General features: G+C 67.8%; 14 protein-coding genes and 1 tRNA gene. 6 read left to right on the plus strand and 9 right to left on the minus strand.

Features of this window, described 5'->3' with window-relative positions; genetic code table 11:
• Positions 1-8: 8 nt before the first annotated feature.
• From hflX to IPJ17_06565, 3 genes are all read left to right on the plus strand, one after another.
• A complete protein-coding gene (hflX, locus tag IPJ17_06555) occupies positions 9-1,160 on the plus strand; it encodes a GTPase HflX (protein ID QQR75233.1) in 1,152 nt (383 codons plus the stop codon).
• Positions 1,157-6,397 (plus strand): sigma 54-interacting transcriptional regulator, encoded by a 5,241-nt coding sequence (locus IPJ17_06560; protein ID QQR75234.1) that lies wholly within the window; start codon positions 1,157-1,159, stop codon positions 6,395-6,397. Before hflX ends, IPJ17_06560 begins: the two co-directional genes overlap by 4 nt.
• 83 nt (positions 6,398-6,480) lie before the next feature.
• Positions 6,481-6,556: transfer RNA gene (locus tag IPJ17_06565), tRNA-Ala, on the plus strand.
• 183 nt (positions 6,557-6,739) lie between these two features.
• On the opposite strand, the gene IPJ17_06570 is transcribed toward IPJ17_06565, so the two are convergent.
• The 7 genes from IPJ17_06570 to IPJ17_06600 form a co-directional block, all read right to left on the minus strand.
• Positions 6,740-7,045 carry a site-specific integrase gene (locus IPJ17_06570; GenBank protein QQR75235.1) on the minus strand — a complete coding sequence of 102 codons (306 nt, stop codon included), beginning with the start codon at positions 7,043-7,045 and terminating at the stop codon, positions 6,740-6,742.
• Between the two features lie 383 nt (positions 7,046-7,428).
• On the minus strand, positions 7,429-7,764 hold the full coding sequence (locus tag IPJ17_06575; protein QQR75236.1) for a hypothetical protein: 336 nt from the start codon (positions 7,762-7,764) through the stop codon (positions 7,429-7,431).
• A 168-nt stretch (positions 7,765-7,932) separates the two neighbouring features.
• A complete protein-coding gene (locus tag IPJ17_06580; GenBank protein QQR75237.1) occupies positions 7,933-9,333 on the minus strand; it encodes a carboxypeptidase regulatory-like domain-containing protein in 1,401 nt (466 codons plus the stop codon).
• Between the two features lie 1,861 nt (positions 9,334-11,194).
• The gene (locus tag IPJ17_06585; GenBank protein QQR75238.1) at positions 11,195-12,166 is read right to left on the minus strand and encodes a hypothetical protein; all 972 of its coding nucleotides are present in this window, start codon (positions 12,164-12,166) and stop codon (positions 11,195-11,197) included.
• Positions 12,167-12,236: 70 nt separating this feature from the next.
• Positions 12,237-12,629 carry a hypothetical protein gene (locus IPJ17_06590; GenBank protein QQR75239.1) on the minus strand — a complete coding sequence of 131 codons (393 nt, stop codon included), beginning with the start codon at positions 12,627-12,629 and terminating at the stop codon, positions 12,237-12,239.
• Complete coding sequence (locus tag IPJ17_06595; protein ID QQR75240.1) at positions 12,626-13,054, minus strand: hypothetical protein; 429 nt, start codon at positions 13,052-13,054, stop codon at positions 12,626-12,628. Before IPJ17_06595 ends, IPJ17_06590 begins: the two co-directional genes overlap by 4 nt.
• Positions 13,054-13,611 carry a hypothetical protein gene (locus IPJ17_06600; GenBank protein ID QQR75241.1) on the minus strand — a complete coding sequence of 186 codons (558 nt, stop codon included), beginning with the start codon at positions 13,609-13,611 and terminating at the stop codon, positions 13,054-13,056. The genes IPJ17_06595 and IPJ17_06600 overlap by 1 nt, the downstream gene beginning before the upstream one ends.
• Before the next feature lie 189 nt (positions 13,612-13,800).
• On the opposite strand from IPJ17_06600, the gene IPJ17_06605 reads away from it, so the two are divergent.
• The 3 genes from IPJ17_06605 to IPJ17_06615 all read left to right on the plus strand — a co-directional run bounded on the left by IPJ17_06605 (position 13,801) and on the right by IPJ17_06615 (position 19,118).
• Positions 13,801-14,463 (plus strand): helix-turn-helix transcriptional regulator, encoded by a 663-nt coding sequence (locus IPJ17_06605; protein ID QQR75242.1) that lies wholly within the window; start codon positions 13,801-13,803, stop codon positions 14,461-14,463.
• 222 nt (positions 14,464-14,685) lie between these two features.
• Complete coding sequence (locus IPJ17_06610; protein QQR75243.1) at positions 14,686-15,204, plus strand: hypothetical protein; 519 nt, start codon at positions 14,686-14,688, stop codon at positions 15,202-15,204.
• 1,010 nt (positions 15,205-16,214) lie between these two features.
• Positions 16,215-19,118, plus strand: coding sequence for a hypothetical protein (locus IPJ17_06615; GenBank protein QQR75244.1), 2,904 nt, complete (start codon positions 16,215-16,217; stop codon positions 19,116-19,118).
• Positions 19,119-19,232: 114 nt separating this feature from the next.
• On the opposite strand, the gene IPJ17_06620 is transcribed toward IPJ17_06615, so the two are convergent.
• Together IPJ17_06620 and IPJ17_06625 are read right to left on the minus strand one after the other, a co-directional pair.
• The gene (locus tag IPJ17_06620) at positions 19,233-19,616 is read right to left on the minus strand and encodes a PIN domain-containing protein (protein QQR75245.1); all 384 of its coding nucleotides are present in this window, start codon (positions 19,614-19,616) and stop codon (positions 19,233-19,235) included.
• On the minus strand, positions 19,613-19,903 hold the full coding sequence (locus IPJ17_06625; GenBank protein QQR75246.1) for a prevent-host-death protein: 291 nt from the start codon (positions 19,901-19,903) through the stop codon (positions 19,613-19,615). Before IPJ17_06625 ends, IPJ17_06620 begins: the two co-directional genes overlap by 4 nt.
• Between the last annotated feature and the right edge of the window lie 429 nt (positions 19,904-20,332).

Below are 20,332 nucleotides of genomic sequence, written 5' to 3' on the forward strand. Positions count from 1 at the left end.
AGCCGCGATTGTACCCAACCGCCCCGTCCCCCGACCCTTCCGCTCGCCGCGCCCTGCTCGTCGGCGTGGCGCGCGAGCCGCAGCAAATCCTCGAAGTCGAGGAACACCTCGACGAGTTGGCGGCGCTTGCCGAGAGCACGGGCGTGCGCGTCGGCGGGAGGACGCTGCAGGTCCGTCGCGTCCTCGAGCCGGGCACGTTGATCGGGCGCGGCAAGGCGGCGGAGTTGGTGGCCCTGGCTGACGAGGCCGGGGCCGACCTGATCCTGTTCGACGAGGACCTCTCCGGTGGCCAGGTCAAGAATCTCGAGGAGATCGTCGGGCGCCAGGTGATGGACCGCAGCGGCCTGATCCTCGAGCTCTTTCATCAGCGGGCGCGCAGCGGTGAGGCGCGGACCCAGGTCGAGCTGGCTCGGCTCAACTACCTCCTTCCGCGCCTCACGCGTCGCTGGCGCCACCTTTCGCGCCAGACGGGCGGCATCGGCGTGCGCGGCGGTGAAGGTGAGACCCAGCTCGAGGCCGATCGCCGGGTCCTGCGTCGGGCGATCTCCCGCCTGTCGCGCGATCTCAAGCAGATCGAGCGGACACGAGCGTTGCATCGGCGTGGGCGCCGCGGGACGGCGACCGTTGCCCTCGCCGGCTACACCAATGCCGGCAAGTCGACGCTCTTCAATCGTCTCACCCATGCGCAGGTTCTCGCCGAGGACCGCCTCTTCGCGACTCTCGATTCGCGACTGCGGCGGGGCTCGCTCGGACCGCAGGCGCCCGTGGTCCTCTTTGCCGACACCGTCGGCTTCATCCGCAAGCTGCCGCACCATCTCGTCGCCTCCTTCCGCAGCACGCTCGAGGAGGTCTCCGAGGCCGACCTCGTCCTGCACGTCGTCGACGCGAGCCATCCGGCCTGGCACGAGCAGCGCGACGTGGCTGCCGCGGTCCTGCGCGAGCTGGGCGTCGCCGACGATCGCCTCGTCATGGTCTACAACAAGGTCGATCGGCTGGCGACGCCGCCGCTCGCCGCGCCGGGCGAGCTGTGGATCTCGGCGACGAGCGGCGCCGGGGTCGACGAGCTGAAGGCGGAGGTGCGTCGCCGGCTCGGTCGGGAGCGCACGCCCGGAACTGCGCCAGACAGCGAGGCCGAGGCTCCGCTCGAGGTCGGCTCGTGACCCGGCAGCGACCGGCGTTGCGGACGCGCGGGGGCGGACCGGACCTCTCTCACCTGGAGAGGCTGCTCGGCGACCTGCTGGTCGAAGGGGAGATCGCTCGGACGCCGCAGGCCGTCATCTACCGGATACGCTCCGGCGGGGCGGGCGAGCGTCCGAGCGCTCTGAAGGTCGGTCTGCAGCCGCTCGACGCCGAGGACCTGATCCGTTTCCGCCACGAGGTTCGCCTGCTCTCGGAGGTCCGGCACCCGAGCGTCGTGCAGGTGTTCGACTACGGCGTTCTCCCCGGCGACTTCCCATTCCTCACGATGGAGATGGTGGCCGGCGGCGACCTGCGTGGAGCGCTCGCGGGCGCGACCTGGGACCGTCTGCTCGACTTCGCCATCCAGGCGAGTGCCGGTCTGGCGCACATCCATCGCCACGGCATCCTGCACCTCGATCTCAAGCCGGAGAACCTCGGGCTCGCGGTTTCTCCGGCGGGGGAGCTGCGGGTCAAGATCCTCGACTTCGGCCTGTCGCAGAGCGCCCGCGGACCGCTCGATCGCAAGATCCGCGGAACCCTCCCGTACGTCGCTCCGGAGATGCTGCTGCAGGACAGCTACGACCAGCGCGCCGACCTCTACTCGCTCGGCATGACGCTCTTCGAGCTCGCCACCGGCGTCCTCCCCTCGGCGGGAGACGACCTGGCGGCGATCCGCTTCCATCTCGAAGGCGAGCTGCCCGATCCGTTCACCCTGCGGCCGGACCTCCCACCTCGTCTCGGCGAGGTCCTGCTGCGCCTGCTGCGGCGGGATCCGCGCGAGCGCTACCCGTCGGCCGGTCACCTGCTGGTCGACTTAGCGTCGCTCGCCGGCCGCGAGCTCGACGCCGCACAGCTCGCTTTCGGCGAGGGGATGGTGCTGTCGTCCAACCTCGTCGGCCGCGAGGCGCCCCTCGCCGAGCTGCGCGCGGCGCTCGCCCGGGCCGGCGCGGGAGCCGGGGGCGTGTTGTTGCTCGAAGGCGGGGAGGGGATCGGGAAGTCCCGGCTGCTGCGCGAGTTCCGCCTCTTCGCCGCACTCGAAGGAGCGACCGTGGCGGCGGCGCGGGCGTCGCTTCATCGCCCCCAGCCGCTGCAGCCCGTGCTCGAGGCACTGCGCCAGTTGCGACTCGAACCGGTGGCGAGCGACGAGGGGGCCCCGGACGTGGTGACGAGCGTCGGGGTCGAAGCCGAGAGGTTCGCGCTCTTTCGCGAGATCGCGGCGTCGCTCGAGAAACGGGCGGCGCGCGAGGGGCCGATCGTCCTGATCCTCGACGATCTCCACCAGGCGAGTGCCGACAGCCTCGAGCTGGTCGGCTTCCTGGCGCGTGAGCTGGCGGCCAGCCGCACGCTGGTGATCGCTGCCCGCCGGCCGGTGCCGCGTGCCGCCCTCGAGCTGGATCTTCTCGCCCAGGTCGAGGAGCTCGCCCGCTTGCACCTGGCCCCGCTCGCCCGCGACGAGACGGCGCGGCTGGTGGGCGCCTGCCTCGGCAGCGAGGAGTTGCCCACCGCGTTGACCGATTGGGTACAGCTCCAGTCGGCTGGGGTGCCCGGGAGGGTCGCGCTGTTGCTGCGCCACCTGATCGACGAACGGGTACTGCGATTCCGCGGTGGCGAGTGGAAGCCGTCGCTGCCGGCGCTCTCGCGGCTCGCCACCGCGCCCGGCGGCACCGACGAGCTCGACCGCCAACAGCTCGCCGCCCTCCCGCTCGCCGATCGCGAGGCGCTCGACGTGGCCGCGGTGCTCGGTGAGCCGTTCCGCCTCGAGCTGCTCGCCGACCTCCTGGCGCGAGCGCCGGAGGAGGTGTACGAGCTGCTGGCGCGATTGCAGGAGGCGCGTCTCGTCGAGCGCCACGAAGAGTCGGGAAGTACGCTCTACGCGATCGCCCAGGCGCGGCTGCGCGAGTCGCTCTACGAGGCGCTCGGCGACGGGCCCCGTCGCCGCCTGCACTTTGCCATCGCCGAGCGGCTCGAGCGGCGGGCGCGCGATGGGCGCGAGGAGCTCTCGGGCGAAGTGGCCGAGCATTACTGGCAAGCTGGCGAGCGGCGCCGCAGCCTGCCGTTCCTCCTCGCCGCGGGCCGGGCGGCAACGGCCGTGCACGGACATGCGGCCGCGGCGAGCAGCTTCGGACGGGCCGTCGCCGCCGCCACCGAAGAGGGCGACCTCGAACTGGCGGCGCGGGCCCGCGTCGAGCAGTCCGACGCGCTCGCCGCGGCGGGTCAGTACGGCAAGGCGCTGCGCATCCTCGAGGAGCTTCTCGGCGAGGGCGGAGTCCCCGGACGCCGGGCCGAGGATCGCGAGCTTCGAGCCGGCCTCGAAGTCAAGGTGGCACGCCTGCAGGCACGGCTCGGCGACCACGAGGCGGCGCTCGGCGCCTGCGAAGCGGGCCTGGCGCAACTGCGCGGGCTCGATCTGCCAGAGCTCGAGATCGACCTGCTGCACGGCAAGGCCGGCGCGCTGCGCGACCTCGGCGACCCGGCTGCCGGCTTCGCGGCAGCGCGCGAAGCGCTGAGGCGGGCTTCGACCCTCGGTCTCCACCGCCAGCGCGCCGCGCTGCTCAACACGCTGGGGATGAGCTACTACTCGCGCGGCGACTGGCGGCGTGCCGGGCGGTTGATGCGCCGGGGGCTGACCGCGGCGGCTCTCGCGGCCGACGACCGGCTGCAGGTCAAGCTCCGCAACAACCTCGGCAACGTCCTGTGGAAGACCGGGGACTATGCCGGGGCCTTCCGTCACTACGAGGAGAACCTCGGATTCTGCGAGCGAGTGCGCGATCCCTGGGGTCAGCTCTCGGCGCTCAACAACCTCGGCATCCTCGAGTGCTCGCGTGGCAACTGGCGCGGGGCGCGCGAACCGTTGTCGCGCAGCTTCGAGCTGGCGCGACGGCTCCATGCCCGCGAGGCCGAAACGCTCGCTCGCCTCAACCTCGCCGAGGTCGAGGAGATGCTCGGCGACTGGCCACGGGCCCGGCGGCTGAACGAGAAGGTGCTGCGCCTGCTCGCCGAGAACCCCGATCACGGCAACCGCCTCACGGCGGTACTGCAGCTCGGCTCGCTGGCACGCAAGCGCGGAGATCACGAGGAGGCCCGCTCGCTCGCCGCCGAAACGCTCGCCGGCGCCGAGCGCATCGCCGACGGCGATCTGGCGACGCTGGCGCGACTGCAACTCGGGCTCATCGACAAGGACCGCGAGCGTTTCGCCGGCGCCGCCGGAGAGCTCGATGCCGCGCTCTCCATGGCACAAGCTGCGGGAACGCGGGAGAGCATCGCGCGGATCGAGCTTGCCCGAGCCGATCTCGCGCTGCGTCAGGGCGGGCGCGACGAGGCGGGTCTGCGAACCGCCTCCGCCCGGCGGGTCGTCGAGCAGCTCGGCGACCGCGGAGCGCTCGCCGAGCTCATGCTCCTCGAAGCGCGGCTCGCCTTCGAACGCGATGCCGGCGACGAGGCCGACCGGCTCTTCGCGGCCGGGGTGCGGCTCTTCGAGGAGCTCGAGCTGCCGTTCGAATACGCGCAAGGGCTGGTCGACTGGGGCGTTCGCTCGGCCACGGCGACCCACGCGCTCGAACGGCTCGATCGCGCGCTCGTCGCCTTCGACCGACTGGGGGCGATCGCCGAGGCCGAGCGCGTACGTGGCGCCATGGAGCTGGTCCGTGAGCGCCAGCGATTCGAGGCCGGCCGCCGCGGCTCTCCCGGCCTCTACGAGGTCGCCAAGCTCATCAACTCGAGCCTCGACCAGGGCGAGGTGCTGGCCCGCACGATGGACATCGTGCTCGCCCGGCTGCGTGCCGAGCGCGGCATGGTGGTGCTGTGGAGCTCGCTCACCCACGAGCTCGAGATCGCCGCGGCGCGCAACCTCGGCGGCGAAGAGGGGGGCGAGGGGCGACAGCTCTCCGAGACGGTCGTGCGTCGGGTGCTCGAAAGTCGCGAGCCGGTGCTCGCCGTCGACGCCCTCGCCGACCCGCGCTTCGCCGGCGCGGGCTCCATCGTCGCTTCGCACATCGTCTCCATCCTCTGCGTGCCGCTGGCGATCCGCGACCGGCTGATCGGCGCGATCTACATCGACCACCGGCGATCGCGCGACCTGTTCGGGCAGAAGGACCTCGAGTTCCTGCTGGCTTTCGCCGACCAGGCGGCGATCGCCCTGGAGAATGCGCGGCTCTTCGGCGAGCTCTCCGCAGCACGCGAGCGTCTGAAGGCCGAGAACGAGGCGCTGCGCAGCGAGGTGCTCTCGAGTCGCCACCTCGGCGCCCTGATCGGCAAGAGCCGGGCGATCCGCGAGCTCAAGGAGACGCTGGAGCGCATCGCCCTTTCCTCGTCGACGATCCTCGTGCGCGGCGAGAGCGGCACCGGCAAGGGGTTGGTCGCGCGCACGCTCCACGCCATCTCGCCGCGGCGCAGCGGGCCGTTCATCCAGTTCAACTGCGCGGCGCTTCCCGAGACGCTGGTGGAGAGCGAGCTCTTCGGCCACGAGCGCGGGGCGTTCACCGGCGCGGTGGGGCAGAAGCCCGGGCGCTTCGAGCTCGCCCACGGGGGGACGATCTTCCTCGACGAGATCGGCAAGGTCTCGCGGTCGGTGCAGGCGAAGCTGCTGCGGGTCGTCGAGGACAAGGAATTCGAGCGCGTCGGCGGCACGAAGACCCTGCGCGCCGACGTGCGGATCGTCACCGCGACCAATCTCGATCTCGAGGACGCCATCGTCCGGGGCGAGTTCCGCGAGGACCTCTACTATCGGCTCAACATCATCCCGATCGTCCTGCCGCCGCTGCGTGAGCGGCGCGAAGACGTGCCGTTCCTCGTCGATCACTTCCTGTCGAAGATCGCCCGCGACCTCGGTCAGCCCCGGCGCGGTCTCGACGCTTCGGCGCTCGAGCTCTTCGCGAGCCATCGCTGGCCGGGGAATATCCGCGAGCTCGAGGCGACGATCCATCGCGCCCTGGTCCTCTCGGCACGCGATCCGTTGTCGGCCGTCGATTTCGCCTGGATCGCCGGCGGCGACCCCCCGCGTGCCGTGGCGACGCCGCGCCAGACAACGGTGTCGCCCGCGGCCGAAGAGCTCGGAGACGGCGGCTACGAGCGGGCGATGGACGCGCTCGACCGCGAGCTGATCGCCCGGGGCCTCGCCGCCTGCGGCGGTCGCATCCGCGAGGCAGCCCGCTTGCTCGGCATCGCCCGCAACACCCTCAAGGCGAAGATGAAGAAGTACGACCTCGCCGGCCGCGAGTGACCGGTCCGGCGTCCGCGTCCCCGGTCGGCTCCCCTGTCTTGCCACCCGCTCCCCGCCTCCGCTAAGATGCCTCTCCCATCGGTGGGGCTGTAGCTCAGCTGGGAGAGCGCTTGAATGGCATTCAAGAGGTCGTCGGTTCGATCCCGATCAGCTCCACCAACTTAACTCCCAACAAAGTCAGCACTTAGCAGCAAATACGGGCCGGTCTCGGAAGCTCCGAAACCGGCCCAAAGTGCATAAAAACGCACGATTCCGCACACCGATCGAACCCAAGATTCAGGCCTCGCGAGACGCAACGAGGCGGTCGGCGAGCCGGCGAAGCTCGGCGACTTGTTGGTCGCGCTAGGCGTACCGCAAGGTCGTTCTGATGTCCTTGTGACCGACGAGCTTCGCCACCAGGTAGGCCGATTCCCCTTTCGACAGCAGGTAGGCGATGACGGCGTTGCGTGTCAGCCCGGGGTGCTCGATCTCAGGGTCGATGCCGGCGTCGATGGAGGCTCGCCGAAATCGAGACCTGAGCGTGGACCTTGGAATCGGGCGGCCATCGAGGTGGAGCAGGTGCCGCGACGAGCAAGGAGTCCCGGAGCGTGCTTTGGAGCTCTCCCGAGTTTCAGGAGCTGGAGCCTGCCCTGGGCTAGCTAGGGACAATGGCACATCTCCCCGCGTCTCTGTTGGTCTCGGGGCCGCCGAGTCGTCGATCTCGGCCCTGCGAACCCGCCGGTGCTGGCGCCGGCTACGCACGAGCAGATCTGGCGTCACGAACAACGAGCGAGGCGTGCACCCGACCCGGAGTCGCCAACCGAGATGGGTGCCGTTCCGCTCCCGCCGTAGGACGTCCTTGGCGACAAGTGGTCCCGCCCCTTCGAGCGTGCCGCGACCGGGGTGCTCCCCAGTTCTCCTTGCTTGCCGGAAGACAATTCAAGTGCAAGCGAGACACGCTGGCACAGCGTGCTGGAGAAGGTCGAGTGGGTTGGGACCCCGGACACTGCTGGTCTCGAAGATCCCGAGCCCGGCGCCCGAAGCCGCGAAGCTCAGTTCGAGCCGGAGAGTCTCCAGAAAGCGAAGACACAGAGCGTGCCGAGGAGCGAGAGAACGACGTACCGCCAGAGGGGTGGGATCCTCCCTTGGCGGGAGTAGGCGAGGGCCGCTGCCATCGGAAAGAGCAGGACGTAGAACGCTAGCAGCGCAACGACGCCAAGAACGCCACGGCCGAGGTCGGTCAGCTCCACCAGGCGCCGGGCTCCAGGAGTCAGGACAAGGAGAGGCACCGCGGCGCCGATCGCCGACACGAAGCAGAGGGCGCGGAAAAGGCCGAGTGGCAGCTGGATCACCGTGCGGCTGGTCGAAGGCGAGTCAAGAGTGGACACGCGATCTCCTCTCAGACTTGGAAATGGCAACCAGGGAAGTCTACAAGCGCTGCGACGGCGCCGCAGCTGCAGGCGAGACACACGAGGGACAAGGGTCCAGAGGGGCGGCACCCGACGGACGGCCACCGTCTGAGCCCTTCACGGCATGCACGACCTTGCACCTTCTGGTCAAGGCTCCAGGGTCAGCTGGCTCCCTTCCATCAGGAAGCCGGAGACGCAGTTCGTCGAGGAGACCGACGTGCTCGAGACTCCTGACACCAAGTCAGGGAGTGAGCCGAACCGGCATGCGACGAGATTCCCTGGGGGGAGAGCCGGGAACTCCGCCAGGCCCTCGGTCGCCTTCCGCCCGCTGAGCCGTCCCCAGTACTCGAGCATCGTGGCGCTGATCGGAGAGCCATCGACGTAGACGACGACATGGCCCAGGTCGATCGGTTGGAGCGGTCCATCCTCTGGCTTTCGATCGCGGAATCTCAAGGAAAGCTCGCCGCCTCCCCATCGACTCTCGAGGATCACCGGGCCCTTGTCTCCCGCGGTCTGCCGAACGACGAGTCGCGATCCGGGGGGCATTGCAACGAACGTGAGTCCGTTGCTTGCTCCGCTGACCTTCAACCGGAAGTTTCCGTCGAGATCCGTCGTGGACTGACCGGCGTTTCCGAACCCCTGCGCGCCGACCGGCAGCGCGAAGACCTGGGCGCCGGGAACGCCGACGCCGGACCGCACGACCCTTCCCACGACCTCGGTTTGCTTGCGGAGGACGATCCGGACATTCGCCGGCGAGTCCTCCGAGACGTTCACGAACTCCAGCAAGGACTGTTTGTCACGGGTCGTCGCCTGGAGCGGTACCATGCCTTCGTCGAGACCGAGCAGCAGGAACTTGCCTTTCTCGTCGGTTCGGGTGTCGAGGATTTCGCCCTCTCCGAGGGAGACGACGCGTGCGGACGGGACAGGAGTATCCGCCTCATCGACGACGACGCCCTCGACGCGGGTCCCTCGAAGACGAAGATCCACGAGAGCCGAGGAGGCTCCGGGGCGAACGCGGACTTCGATCTTGGGGAGGCTGCGCTGAATCGCCGGCTCCGCAGAGAAGACGTCGACGCGCCACATTCCTGGTCGAGGGAGATAGCCAGAGAAGGACCCCTTGGAATCGGAGCGGAAGGCGACCCTGGGTACGCCGCGCTTTCCTCCAAAGGTCACGTCCGCTGCGATGGGATCGCCTCCGAACGTGATCGAGCCTTTCAAGGGGACGAAATCCAGGTCGAAGCGGACCGTCTCGTCGCCCGACCCGATCTCGATCTCCTTCATCGCGAGGCTCTCGCCCTCTGACGAGATGACGCGCACGAAGTACTCGCCGGGGAGCAACTTCGGTGCGATGAACTCACCGCCGTCTCGCATCTCGAGGGTGACCTTCTCCTCCAGGCTGCCACCGGGCTGCGAGACGCGGTTGGCTTCGACGTGCCACGCGCCGCCGGCGAGATCGCGCGGCGGGTTAACGTCGACGCTGAGCTGGCGGTACGGCCCGAGCACCAGCGGCCGCCGGATATCTGTCTCGGACCGCGCCTCGACAACCACGGGCGCGAGCTCGGCTGGCGCGAGGCCCGGATGCTGCGCTTCCAGCCGGTACGTCCCTGGGCCGATCCCCTCGAAGTGAAACGAACCGCGTGAGTCGAGCTTCTCGGTGACTCCGGAGCGCTGGATCCGCTCCTCGTCCGCGGCGTTTCGGGGGCCCGACCCGTAAGGAAAGAGCAGCACCTTGGCCTTCTTCGGGTCGAAGTCCCGCTGCGTCGAAGCCACCTGTCCGAAGACCGAGGCACCGGCGCGGAGGGCAAGACGGCCGAGGTCGAGAGGCTTGCCGGGGTCGAGCGATTGGTTCCAGAAGAGCTGGGAGACGAAGCCCTTCGCCCGGAGTCGGACGTCGAGCCGTCCCGACGGCAAGACGCACTCGACGAGTCCCTCCTTGACGGGGCAGGTGACGGTTCCCTCCGGAATGGCCTCGGCGGGCTTCGCCCCAGGCGGTGAGACAAAGCGGAGATCGACCTCTCTCGGGAGGGCTTCCCCGCGCTCGACCGCGAGGAGAGCTCGGAGGCGGGCCGCTTCGAAGACCGACACCTTCAGCGCAAGGTCCGACGCGGCGCCCTTCGGAACCACGGCGCCAGCGCTCCAGTATCCCGACGTGACGTTCTCGACGTGCCATTCGAATGCCGGGTCGAGGACGACTGGTCCTTTCGTTTCGCCGCGAAGAGCGATTCGTCGAGCTGCGATCGTCGGCGGTGCATCCACGGGAGTGGCGAGGAGCTCCAGTGTCGACGGTGCGGCCGTCCCCTGGAACTTGAATTGCAGGTCGATCGCGCCAGCGACGCGAGCTGTCGTCCCCAACACGACCATGCACAGAGCGAGCGTCAGCAAGAGGTGGATCCCGGACCGGGTCATCGTCTCCTCACCCTGGCCAATGACGACGATGGACCTGCTCCGCACGCCCGAGAACCCCCAGTCCCTTGAGGCGGCGCCCTCTCCTGTCGGCTGGAGTCCTCCGGCGGAGGCTGGACGGAGCAGGTTCCTTTGATCGGGTTGATCCAAACGCTGCCGTGGCAGTACCAATCAGTCTCCTCCGTGTCGTCCAGGGGCGGCTAGGTCCCGCCGTGCCGCTCCCTACCTCTAGCTGCCGCAAGGAGGAGGAAGCTGGACAAGAGAATCTCGTGGAATGATCTGACCCGTCGGACGGCGCCTCTCGGCGCATGGCGACCCGAGCGTCGGAAGCAGACGCGACGAGGCGGGGCACTTCGCTCCTGCGGTGGGGACGCCGGCCCCTGCACGAGCTCCTCCCGACGGCGTCGGATCACCGGAAGCCCGGGCGAGTCGTGACGGCTCCCTGATCGATGCCTGAGCTTCGGCGGACGCCGCGTCCCCTCCGTCGTCCGGCACCGATGCCGGGCCGACACCTGACCTCGTTGGCAACCCGCCCGTCCCGCACCTCGGCCGCCACATGCACCTGAGAGCCACACCCTCTCCACCCAGCCGTCTCTCCCGCCCCCACCCTCGCGCCGTCTCCCTCAGCCTCCCCACCTCCCGTCCCCTTCCCCCACTCCCCACCCAGACGTCTCTCGCCTCTCCTCCGTCCCTGACCTCGCCCGCGAGATTTCCACCTGTGGACGCCCTGCTACTGGTAGTAGGAGCTATCCCTGCTATACCTGCTAGCGGAGAGTCATCTTCTGAGCACAAAGGCCTTGCCCGCCGAAATCTGTAGGAAAGTCCAGCCCACCCTGTAGCAAAGACCAGTCCGACCTGTAGCAAAGTCCAGACGACGCCCCCGAATCGACCCCGAAACCTGTAGGAAAGCCCAGCCTCGAGACCGCGTTTTCCACAGCCCTCCGAGACAGGGCTCGCGCCCCGACCTGTAGGAAACGCTAGCCGAGAGCGAGCGCCGGGCAGCCGTCTACGGCTCAGAGCCGGGAGACGGCCCGAGCTCTTGCGGCACGACGACGAGCCGACGGTTGAGGTAGGCGACGTGCGGCGGGTACGGCCGGACGATGAAGACCTTCGGATCGTTCGCGACCACCCGAGCGGTGGGGTAGAAGGTCAGGACCTTGCGCAGAGCGAGTCGGAAGTTCCGGCGAAACTCGTCGTGCGAGGCGTAGTCCGCCCCGAAGCGCGTCACCAGGTCGGCCCCGTCCGGGTCCCCGGCCCACGGGATCGCCAGGTCACTGCGACGATCCGGCCCGCTCCAGTTGCAGAGGGCGGTGTAGATGTCGATCGCGAGCGGCGACTGCAGCCGCCGCAAGACGTTCCAGTCGAGCGGAATCCGCCGCTCGAGCAGATGGCGATGAAAGGGCTCGGAGAGGAGCGCCTGAAACCCTCCCGAGGCGTTCCCCGGATGCCACCAGAGCGCATGCTCGTCGGCCAGCGTAAACGTCGTTCCCACCGTCCAGTCATAGCCGTCGCGGCGCGTCGCCGCCGTCGAGCGCAAGAGCACCCGGTAGGTCGTCGTGAAGAGCGCCTGGATCTGGTGGCGCAGGGCCTCTCGCGTCCGCGTCCCCTCGGCGACCCCGAGCATCCCGAGAAACGACCCGAAGCTCCCGTGGAACGAGACCGTGCGCGAGCTCGACTGCGCGGCAATCGTCGTCAGCCAGGCGATCAGGAGCCGCGGATACCTCCCGAAGGGCAGCCCCGTCGTCGCGCTCGCCGTGAGCTCGAGCGTCAGGTTCGCGGCCTGACGCAGGTACGAGGCGCTCGGCGGCCGCGAGTGGGGGAGCGTGGCGTGAAGGAAGAGATCCGAGAAGAGCGAGATCGCCCGGCCCCGGTTCTCCGTGTTGAAGATCGGGAAGCGCGGCCCGACCTCGGGCGCAGGGGGGCGAGAGACCTCGTCCAGCCGCAGAGTAGCCCCGAGAGCCGCGAGCGGAGGGCGCATCCGGGCCTCGGTCACGCGGGGCACACCGTCCGGGAAGAGAAGGAGCCTCGGGCCGGGCGCGCCTCGCGCCTCAGGAGAGCCCTCGTGAGCCCTCACCCCGCCGGGCGACCCCCTCGGCCGACCCTGGGGATTCCGTGCGCAAGCCCCGACGCTGCGCGCCCGGACGAGGCTCGATCCACTCGAGCCGATGTCGGCGGAGAGCTCCCGCGAGAGCCGAGGTGAAGTACTGGCCGACCCGCCGCGGCGTGTGGCCGACCCGCCGAAACCCCAGCGCGCGGAGCGCCTCGAGAAGCCCCGCGAGCACCTCCGAGGGACCCTCCACGGCGACGCGACGACGACCCGAACCGGCAGGCAACGTCAGCACCCGCGTGCCAGGTGCGTCCGACGAAGGTCCTGGGATCCCGGTCGCCAGCGAGGCGAAGGAGCCGTCGACGACGAGCTGCTGCTCGAGCGGGGCGCTCACCCGATCCTCCGGATCTTCCGCCCCAGCCGGACCTCGACCACCGGGTCGTAGCGACTCGAGCGCTGCTCGTCGAGCCAGGTGCGGATCCGGTCGCTCGTCGTCACCCAGACCCCACCGGCCTTGCGAAACTCCGGCCAGCGCTGCCGCCGGAGCAGGTTGCGCGAGGTCAGGTCATTGCCGATGCTGCGGGAGTTCTTGCCGACGGTGAGTGCGAAGAGATCGAGACGCACCAGATCGCCGGGGAGGTTGAAGCTGCCCCCCGCCGCGAGGAGCTCGAGCAGGGCCTGGAGCGAATCGTCCCGCCGCCGGCGGGGCTTCGGCCCCGGCCGAGCCGAAGAGGTCGGAAAGGGACCCGACCCGGAAGTGGCCACCCCCTCCCCCTCCGACAGACCGACCGACCGGCGAGCGCTGGACCGCCCGGCCATCAGGAGACCCTCCGCGGCGCCGGCGACGCCTCGCTCCCGAGCTCCGCGAGCAACGACTGGCAGGCGGTGATCACCTCGCGCAGCTGCTGGTGCGCGCGAACCCGCTGCTCCGGGGCGCTTTCGAAGTCGGACACCGAGTCGAGCAGCTCGGCCACCCGGACGAGCGACCGGGCAGCCCGCTGCGCCTGCGAAGCCTGTGGATCGAGCGAAGCGAAGCGCGCCGGGTCGATGACGATTCGCCCCAGGCGATGCTCGACGAAGTCGACCGCCGCCAAGGCCTCGACCCGCTCCCGATCCGGCCGAAACTCGAGCGCCAGACAGGTCAGATAGAGAAGCGTCAGATGCGGCCCGCGGTTGCCCGACTCGGCGTTGCCCCAATCCTCGATCGTCTTGGCGCTGAGCCCGAGCTCCCGACCGATGGCCGCCCCGATGCGTCGCGTCGTCCGGGCCATCGCCACCGCCGCCTCGAGCTCGAGGTCCGGCGCGGGCTGGCCGGCCAGCTCGGCCTCCCGCCGTGCCCGCTGCCGCTCCTTGAGCCGCCAGGGAGACCCGCTCACCGGCACGAAGCCCCCAAGGAGACACCCGCGAGAGCAGGGACCAAGGAAGACAGCTCCCCAGGGACACCCAAGACAACAACCCGAGGCCAAGACCCAGCTCCCCCCGTCTTCGAAGCGGTCCCCCAAGTCGCCTCCGACAGCCGAGAGGCTGGAGGGGAGTTCAGAGAAGGGAGATGTCGCCGACAAAACATGTTCAGAATCTCTGAGATCGAGTGTAGGGAGATTCTGATTTGTCGTCAATGCCGCTTCCGCGATTCAGAAGTCTGGAACAATCAACTCACCATGGAGACCATCCCGGACCGCCTGTCCCAGGCCATCGAAAACTCCGACCGCCTGCAGAAAGACCTCGCGACCGCCCTCAACCGGTCCCCCTCGGTCCTCTCCGAATGGAAGGCCGGCCGCTCCGAGCCGGACCTCGCGACCTTCGCCAAGCTCTGCTCCCTGCTCGGTGTCTCCGCCGACTGGGTGCTGGGCCTAGAAGCCAAGGCAAAGATCCCCTTGAGCCGCCCCCTAGTGATGGCGATCGAAGGCAAGTCCGCGATCGACGAGTCCCGACTCGCCGAAGCGATCGCCGAATCGATGGAAGGCGTCGACTCCGAAGCCCGCGTCGCCGCCGTGATCGCTTCTACCCGGGAAGCCGGCGGAAGAGCCGCCGAGCGGACCATTGCCCGCCTACAGTCTGATGCTCAAGCCCTGGCCGCAGTCCTCGCCAAGCCCGCCGAAGGCTGGCCCGGAGCCGACGGCAAGCCCTCGAGCGCCGAAAGCGCCATGGGACCGGTGGCCCGCATGCTCTACCGCTGGGCACTGCGGGTGATGGAGAGCGCCGGCTCCGCGCAGGAGAGGCTCAAGTAGCGCGTCAATCGACCGGGAAGGCGAGGAGCGGGCGCATCACAAGGGGCACGAAGAGGCGCACCAGATCGCTCCCGCCGCATGGGGCGGAGCGAATTCGAGCCTGGGGTGCGGAGGACCGACCCGGGGCCGTCCTTGGACGACACCCCGTAATACTGTCGCGGCGTTCCCCTGTGGCAGTACAGATGTCGGACAAGTCCACTCTTTTGCGGAAGCGAGGGCGCAATGTCGGTTCGAATGTTGGCCAAGTCCCCGGATGGTGAGTGGAGTCCGATCCAGTACGACGCGTTCTATCGATTCGAGATTCAGCTCTCGCCGGGGTATCAGGTCATCCTCCGCTATTCCACCAACGCGGCCGCCGAACAGGCCTGTCTGGTGCACTACGACAATGGCGCCCTCCAGGGGGAGATCAAGTACCTGGAGCTGCACCTTGAGTCCGGGACGCCTCCGTATCGGGACCTCAACAACCGCAGGATCACGCAGTCGGGCGTCTACTTCGTGGTCGGCTGGTCGAAGATGCTGACGCCACAACTCGAAGGGCCTGCGAACCAGAAGTGGCATCAGTCACGTGTGAAGGGTGATCTCGAGGTGCCCCTGGGCTACATCCACAAGATCGGCTTCGATGACCGCCGGGCCAACATCGAGTGGGTGAACCCGTGGCTGGCGAACGATCCGCGAGAGGAAGGGAACGACTGGGATTTTGACGACACCGTCGTCTTGATCACCTCGCCGCAGCCGATCTGAGCGCCTCGGGTCACGGCTGATCGTGCCGGCGATCGCTCGGGCTTAGCGTCGGCTTCCGGTGCGTTGTGGGCGCCTCTGACCCTTCGTCGGTCCTCTTGGCCCACCGGCAATGGCGGGGAACTCTCGCGGAGTCGGCGGTCGCAGACGGATGCCTCGATCGCGATCGGCCAAGGCGGGGAGCTCAAGCGCCCAGCGAATGACGAACCCGAGGTACTTCCAGCCAGTCCCGAACTCCCGGTCGGCGATCTCTTCGGAGTTCAAGGCGAGCCCGAGATGGGAGCATGCCGTGAGTGACCTTCTCCGTCTGAGGGGATTTTCCTTCGAGTGACGGGAGATAACGTCGCAGCCATCGACGAAACTAGGCGCTCGGCGTTTCCTGCACCATCCTTGGCCGAGCGCTTCAAGGTCAAAGGCGCGGCGCCGAGGTGACGGCGGCGAGCCTGGGGGAAGGCCCAGCGAACGTTGGCCCGCCGAGTGCGGACGTTCAGTGGGTACTGGGATCCGGCCGGTCTGCATCCGGGGGAAGCTCAGCAACCAAATGGCAGCCTTGTCTAGGCAGATCAGTCGTAGGCTGGAGGCAGGATCCCGCGTGGCCGTGAGCCAAAGCGGCGAGCCCTTCGGACGCTGTCCGATAGCAGTCTCCCGAGTGGTTCGAGTGGTACCTTGAGTACCGCGCTTGGCTAGGTTCGAAACTACCAGTCAGATGCAGACACCTACAGCCTGTGACCTGCCGGTGCCTGAGCCTCGAGCTCGTCCACCGCAAGAACGGGCGTGGCCGGCCGGGATCAAAGGGCTGCATCGCGAGGACCGGCGCATGGTCGATGGTCTCGGTTCGCGGGTGTTCGAGGATTCTGGCAGGATGCGACCGTGCTGAGCATGACCCCGCGGTGGAGTTCAAGTGCTCCCACACCATCGCAGCGATCGAGTGTCGCTGGTACAGCGGCCACGAGTGTTCGACGCTCACCCGGATCGCGGCCTAGCCGCCTGACACGGCACCCTGAGGAGTGACCATGCCCCAGCCGTCCTTTCTCCGACCGGCCAGTTGCCTCCTGGCGTGCGGGCTTCTTCTTGGGACTTCATCGGCGGCCGCTCCGGCATCCGTTTCGCTCGCGGATGTTCTCGCTGCGAGCACTGAGGTTGCGGTGTTCATGGAGACCTACCGAGCGCTGCCCACAGAGGTCCACGTCGGTACCCTGACACTCGACCCGGCTGCATTCCTCCAGGTCGCAGCCCAGGCGACGATCGCGATTGCCGACGGTAGGCCGGCAGGGACATTCACTGGGAATTGGAGCGCGCCGGTCGACCCGTATCCCCACGTGGCACTCACTCGGCAGGTCTACGGACCGGCCCTGGCTCGGGACGAGTACGTACCGTATCTTCGAAGCCTCCTCCAGACCACCGCCGACAGCACACGCCTGGCAAGCACGATCTCACTGAGGGGCGGGGAGGTTCGGCTCGTGGACCTGCTCTACGCGGTCGCGCAGATTCTTCGATATCAGGGGATCTTCGGCCATCTCCCTGGGCACGTGATGCTGACGGTCGCGAGTCCCAATGGGCTCTTTCCTTGGGCGGTCCCTGCGCAACTCCAGGAGTATGTTGGGGCGGTCCGAAACAACGAGGCCGCAGTCGAAATCAATGAGCATCTGCAATCGAGTTCGATGGACTTCTCGATGTATGAGGTCGCCAAGCAGATCGTCGCCCAGGAGACTGATGCTTACAGGGCTGGCGAACGAATCTACGACTGGGTCCATTCCCTCTGGTTCCGGAATCCATACGGCGCGACCCTCAGCTTTCCTCCGACATTCGGCAGCGCATCAAACTCCTACGAGGAAATGCGATACATGATGGGGACAAGCGGGACTCCTCATCGACCGAAGGAAGGGCTCTACCCTGCGGCCGGCCTTCCCTATGGCTTCGGCGGCGCCCTCTACGTGGCGGGCCATGGTTGGTTCAATGCGGAACTCCACGCCGCCTACGGAAGCGCGCTGAGTGCCAATCCCTTCTACTACTACGATCCCGTCCATCCCACGCCGGGGAACGCCTACCGGATTCCGTTGCTGCCTGGGGACGGCCTTCTTGCAGAGGTCGCCACGCTGGCTGCCTCTACCGGCCGCGCCCCCGACCTGCGCGCGGCCTGGATCAATGGGGAGGACATTCGTAAGTATGGAGCGCAGACTATCGCCGACCTTGTGCGGGAAGGTGGCTTCAGCACCCTGATCATCACGCTGAAGACCTTCCTGGGTAGCTACTACAGCGACCCGGATATCCCAAGTCAGGGTCCAGGACTGCCCGCCGAAGTGGAGGACACCATCCTGGCAGCGAAACAGAACGGTCTGCAGGTCTTCGCCGCCATGAACACCCTCGCCGATCGGCGGTTCTTGGACGAGGGTGGCTTCGACCGAGCCCAGAAGTTCCAGACACCACTCTATGGGACGTATCCAAGGAGCGAGTTCTACCTTTCGCCATGTGTGCCTGCCGTCGTCGCCCATCTCCATGAAGCGATAGCCAGGATTCTTGCGCTCAACGGACTCGATGGAGTTGTTCTTCTCGAGTCCAGTGTTCACTCTGATGGGTGGGCCAACGCGGAGTGCCCCCCGGGAGCTGTCGCCTCTACCCAGAGTAAGCGAACCTATCTCGCAGCTTTCGTGAACGAACTGGCCACGTACGCCAAGCAAGTCGACTCGCGGGCCAAGGTACTGCACCTGACAGCTCCGCTCATGGACGAGGAGGGCCGGGGAATATTCCTTCAGACCATCGACGATCCCGACCTGTCTGCATTGGATCCGGCCGTGGTTGATGGAGTGATTCTTGACGTGCCTGGTCTCGCGTGGCTCACGAGCGCTCGGGAAGCGCGCCAGGTGATCGTCCAGCAGGCACTCGACGCCACCACGATTCCAGTCCATCAAACCGTGTACCTCAGCAAGGAATGGCAGTTCCCTTCGGAGTTCTATCGCGGGCTTGGCAGCCGGCTGGCGGCCGAAGGACTTGCAGGCGTGGTGCTGGTATCCAATGTCTCGGGGGCCGGCGAGCTCGGCAGTGCCTTCGTCGACGAGCACTGGGCGAAGATCAAGGACGGCCCTTTCGCCGATCGTGTGCCGTGCCGACCGAATGACACTACGCTCTGCGTGAGTGATCATCCGGGGGACAACCGGTTCAAGGTCGAAGTCGCTTACCGCACCTCTTCGGGTGGTGGGCTGGCGGGCTACGGCCACGCGATCCCGCTCGAGGCACTCGGCGTTGGCCGGGGCGGCCTCTTCTGGTTCTTCGGTCAAAACAATCCGGAGATGCTCGTCAAGATTCTCGACGGCGGAAGCTACTTCTGGTTCTTCTCGTCTGCCGGAACGAACGTGGGATTGACGACCACCGTCACTGACACCACGAGCGGCAGCAAAGTCATCTATTCCAACCCGGACGGCAAGGCCGCGCTCCCAGTGCAGCACACCTCGGTATTCTCGCCGGACGGCAGCGTTGGTCCTCCATATGTGCCGGTCGAGACTTCGTTCGACTACGGTCGAGATTTCACCCAGGGCGCGACGGGAGCCTCCATTTGTCTTCCAGACGCAGGTACGCTCTGCCTGAGGAACCGCTTCAGGGTCGCAGTTCGCTACGAAACCTCCCAGGGCGGGGGGTTCTCGGGTGCTGGTGTTGCCATACCGCTAAGTTCTGAAGGAGTCGAGGACGGTGGCCTGTTCTGGTTCTTTGGCGGAACAAACCCCGAGATCCTGGTGAAAGTGCTCGATGGGTGCGCCGTGAACGGCATGCAGTGGGTGTTCTTCTCCGCGGGTACGAACGTTGGCTACGTTCTGACGGTCGAGGACACGTTGCTTGGCATTCGAAACGAGTACAGGAATCCGGACATGCATCCGGCGCCTCCCGTCCAGCACACCTCCGCTCTACCGTGCACGTTCCCGTAGGGGCTCTCTTCCCCGTCTCCTGCTCCAGGACGGGTCTCGACACGGAAGCAGGTTTCGTCTCGTTCCCGACTCGATAGAAGGCGACCGTCGAGTGTGGTCGAGAACGGTCGGGGTTCAGTCTCTGAGAGAAAACCCCATCACCGCGGCAACGTCGCGCACGCGGTCGTCGTAGGAGGCGATCTCGAGCTTCGCGCCGGAAGCGCGGAGGAAGTCGGCGCTAGCGAGGTGGAGCGCGTCGAGAGTGCGTACCGGCTTTGGGAACGGTTCGAGCGCTCGCGAGAGGACTTCAGGGGCGAGCTCGAGGAAGGCGACGCGGGCGAGAAGGTCCCGGGCAGCCTCGCCGTGGGAGTTCGCCGCGCCGAGCCGGTGCAGCCGCGTCCAGATCTCGTACTCGAGCAGTCTCGACGAGACCAGTGTCTCGGCCCAGAGCGACGCTGGAGGCCGGCGATCCTCGCCGAGGAGTTGGGCAAGCGCCACCGAGGTGTCGAGGTAGATCATCGCTCGGCGCGGTCTTCGTCGAGACCGCGGAGGATCTCGCGGAGCGGAAGCGCGGGGATCGAACCTGGAGGATTCGGAGACCTCATCAGCGGCGGGGTCAGGATGCCGCGGCGGACGAGATCGGCGAGTCGCGCGTCGTCGGCCGACTTCGCCCGACCCGGAAGCGGCGGGCCGAGCTCGGCGACGACGCGATCGCGATCGGTCACCAGGACGACCTCTCCGCCGCTGGCGAGCCGCACGTACTCGCTCACCTTGTCCTTGAACGCCTTGATGCCGATCGCTCTCATGGAGCTATTGTAGCCACGGGTGGCCACATTGGCCAGAGCCCCACTCTGATCCACTGCGCTGCTTCCTCGCAGCACGTTGACGTCTACGTCGAACCCGGGGCGGACCCGGGCAGGTGCAAGCCTCTCGTATGGAGTCTCTTCCGTTGGAATGGCACCCAGTGGCCCAGTCTCCCGAGCAGTCTTCAATGGTCGAAAGACAGGGAAGCGAGCCAGATCGCCGCTTTTTCGCCCAGTAGAAGACGGGGAACTTCTCGCAGCGACCGGAAGCGCCGAAGCTCTCGGGACGCCCACTCAGTGGCGGGGCCAGTATGCCCCGCTGGTCGAGGTTGGCGAGGAGCGCGTGAGGTCCCGACCCCCACCCGGCCTTGCACGGAGCCGGAGGTGTGGCTGGGCCTCGAGGGGTTTACCGGGGCGTCGTGCGACGGCAGC

This window comes from Holophagales bacterium, assembly GCA_016699405.1.
GTDB lineage: Bacteria > Acidobacteriota > Thermoanaerobaculia > Multivoradales > JAGPDF01 > JAAYLR01.

Excerpts from the sequence above, each read along its gene's own strand:
- IPJ17_06615 (QQR75244.1), top strand. The coding sequence starts at position 16,215 with ATGCCCCAGCCGTCCTTTCTCCGACCGGCCAGTTGCCTCCTGGCGTGC.
- IPJ17_06610 (QQR75243.1), top strand. The coding sequence starts at position 14,686 with ATGTCGGTTCGAATGTTGGCCAAGTCCCCGGATGGTGAGTGGAGTCCG.
- IPJ17_06620 (QQR75245.1), bottom strand. The coding sequence starts at position 19,616 with ATGATCTACCTCGACACCTCGGTGGCGCTTGCCCAACTCCTCGGCGAG.
- IPJ17_06585 (QQR75238.1), bottom strand. The coding sequence starts at position 12,166 with ATGCGCCCTCCGCTCGCGGCTCTCGGGGCTACTCTGCGGCTGGACGAG.
- IPJ17_06625 (QQR75246.1), bottom strand. The coding sequence starts at position 19,903 with ATGAGAGCGATCGGCATCAAGGCGTTCAAGGACAAGGTGAGCGAGTAC.
- IPJ17_06605 (QQR75242.1), top strand. The coding sequence starts at position 13,801 with ATGTTCAGAATCTCTGAGATCGAGTGTAGGGAGATTCTGATTTGTCGT.
- IPJ17_06595 (QQR75240.1), bottom strand. The coding sequence starts at position 13,054 with ATGGCCGGGCGGTCCAGCGCTCGCCGGTCGGTCGGTCTGTCGGAGGGG.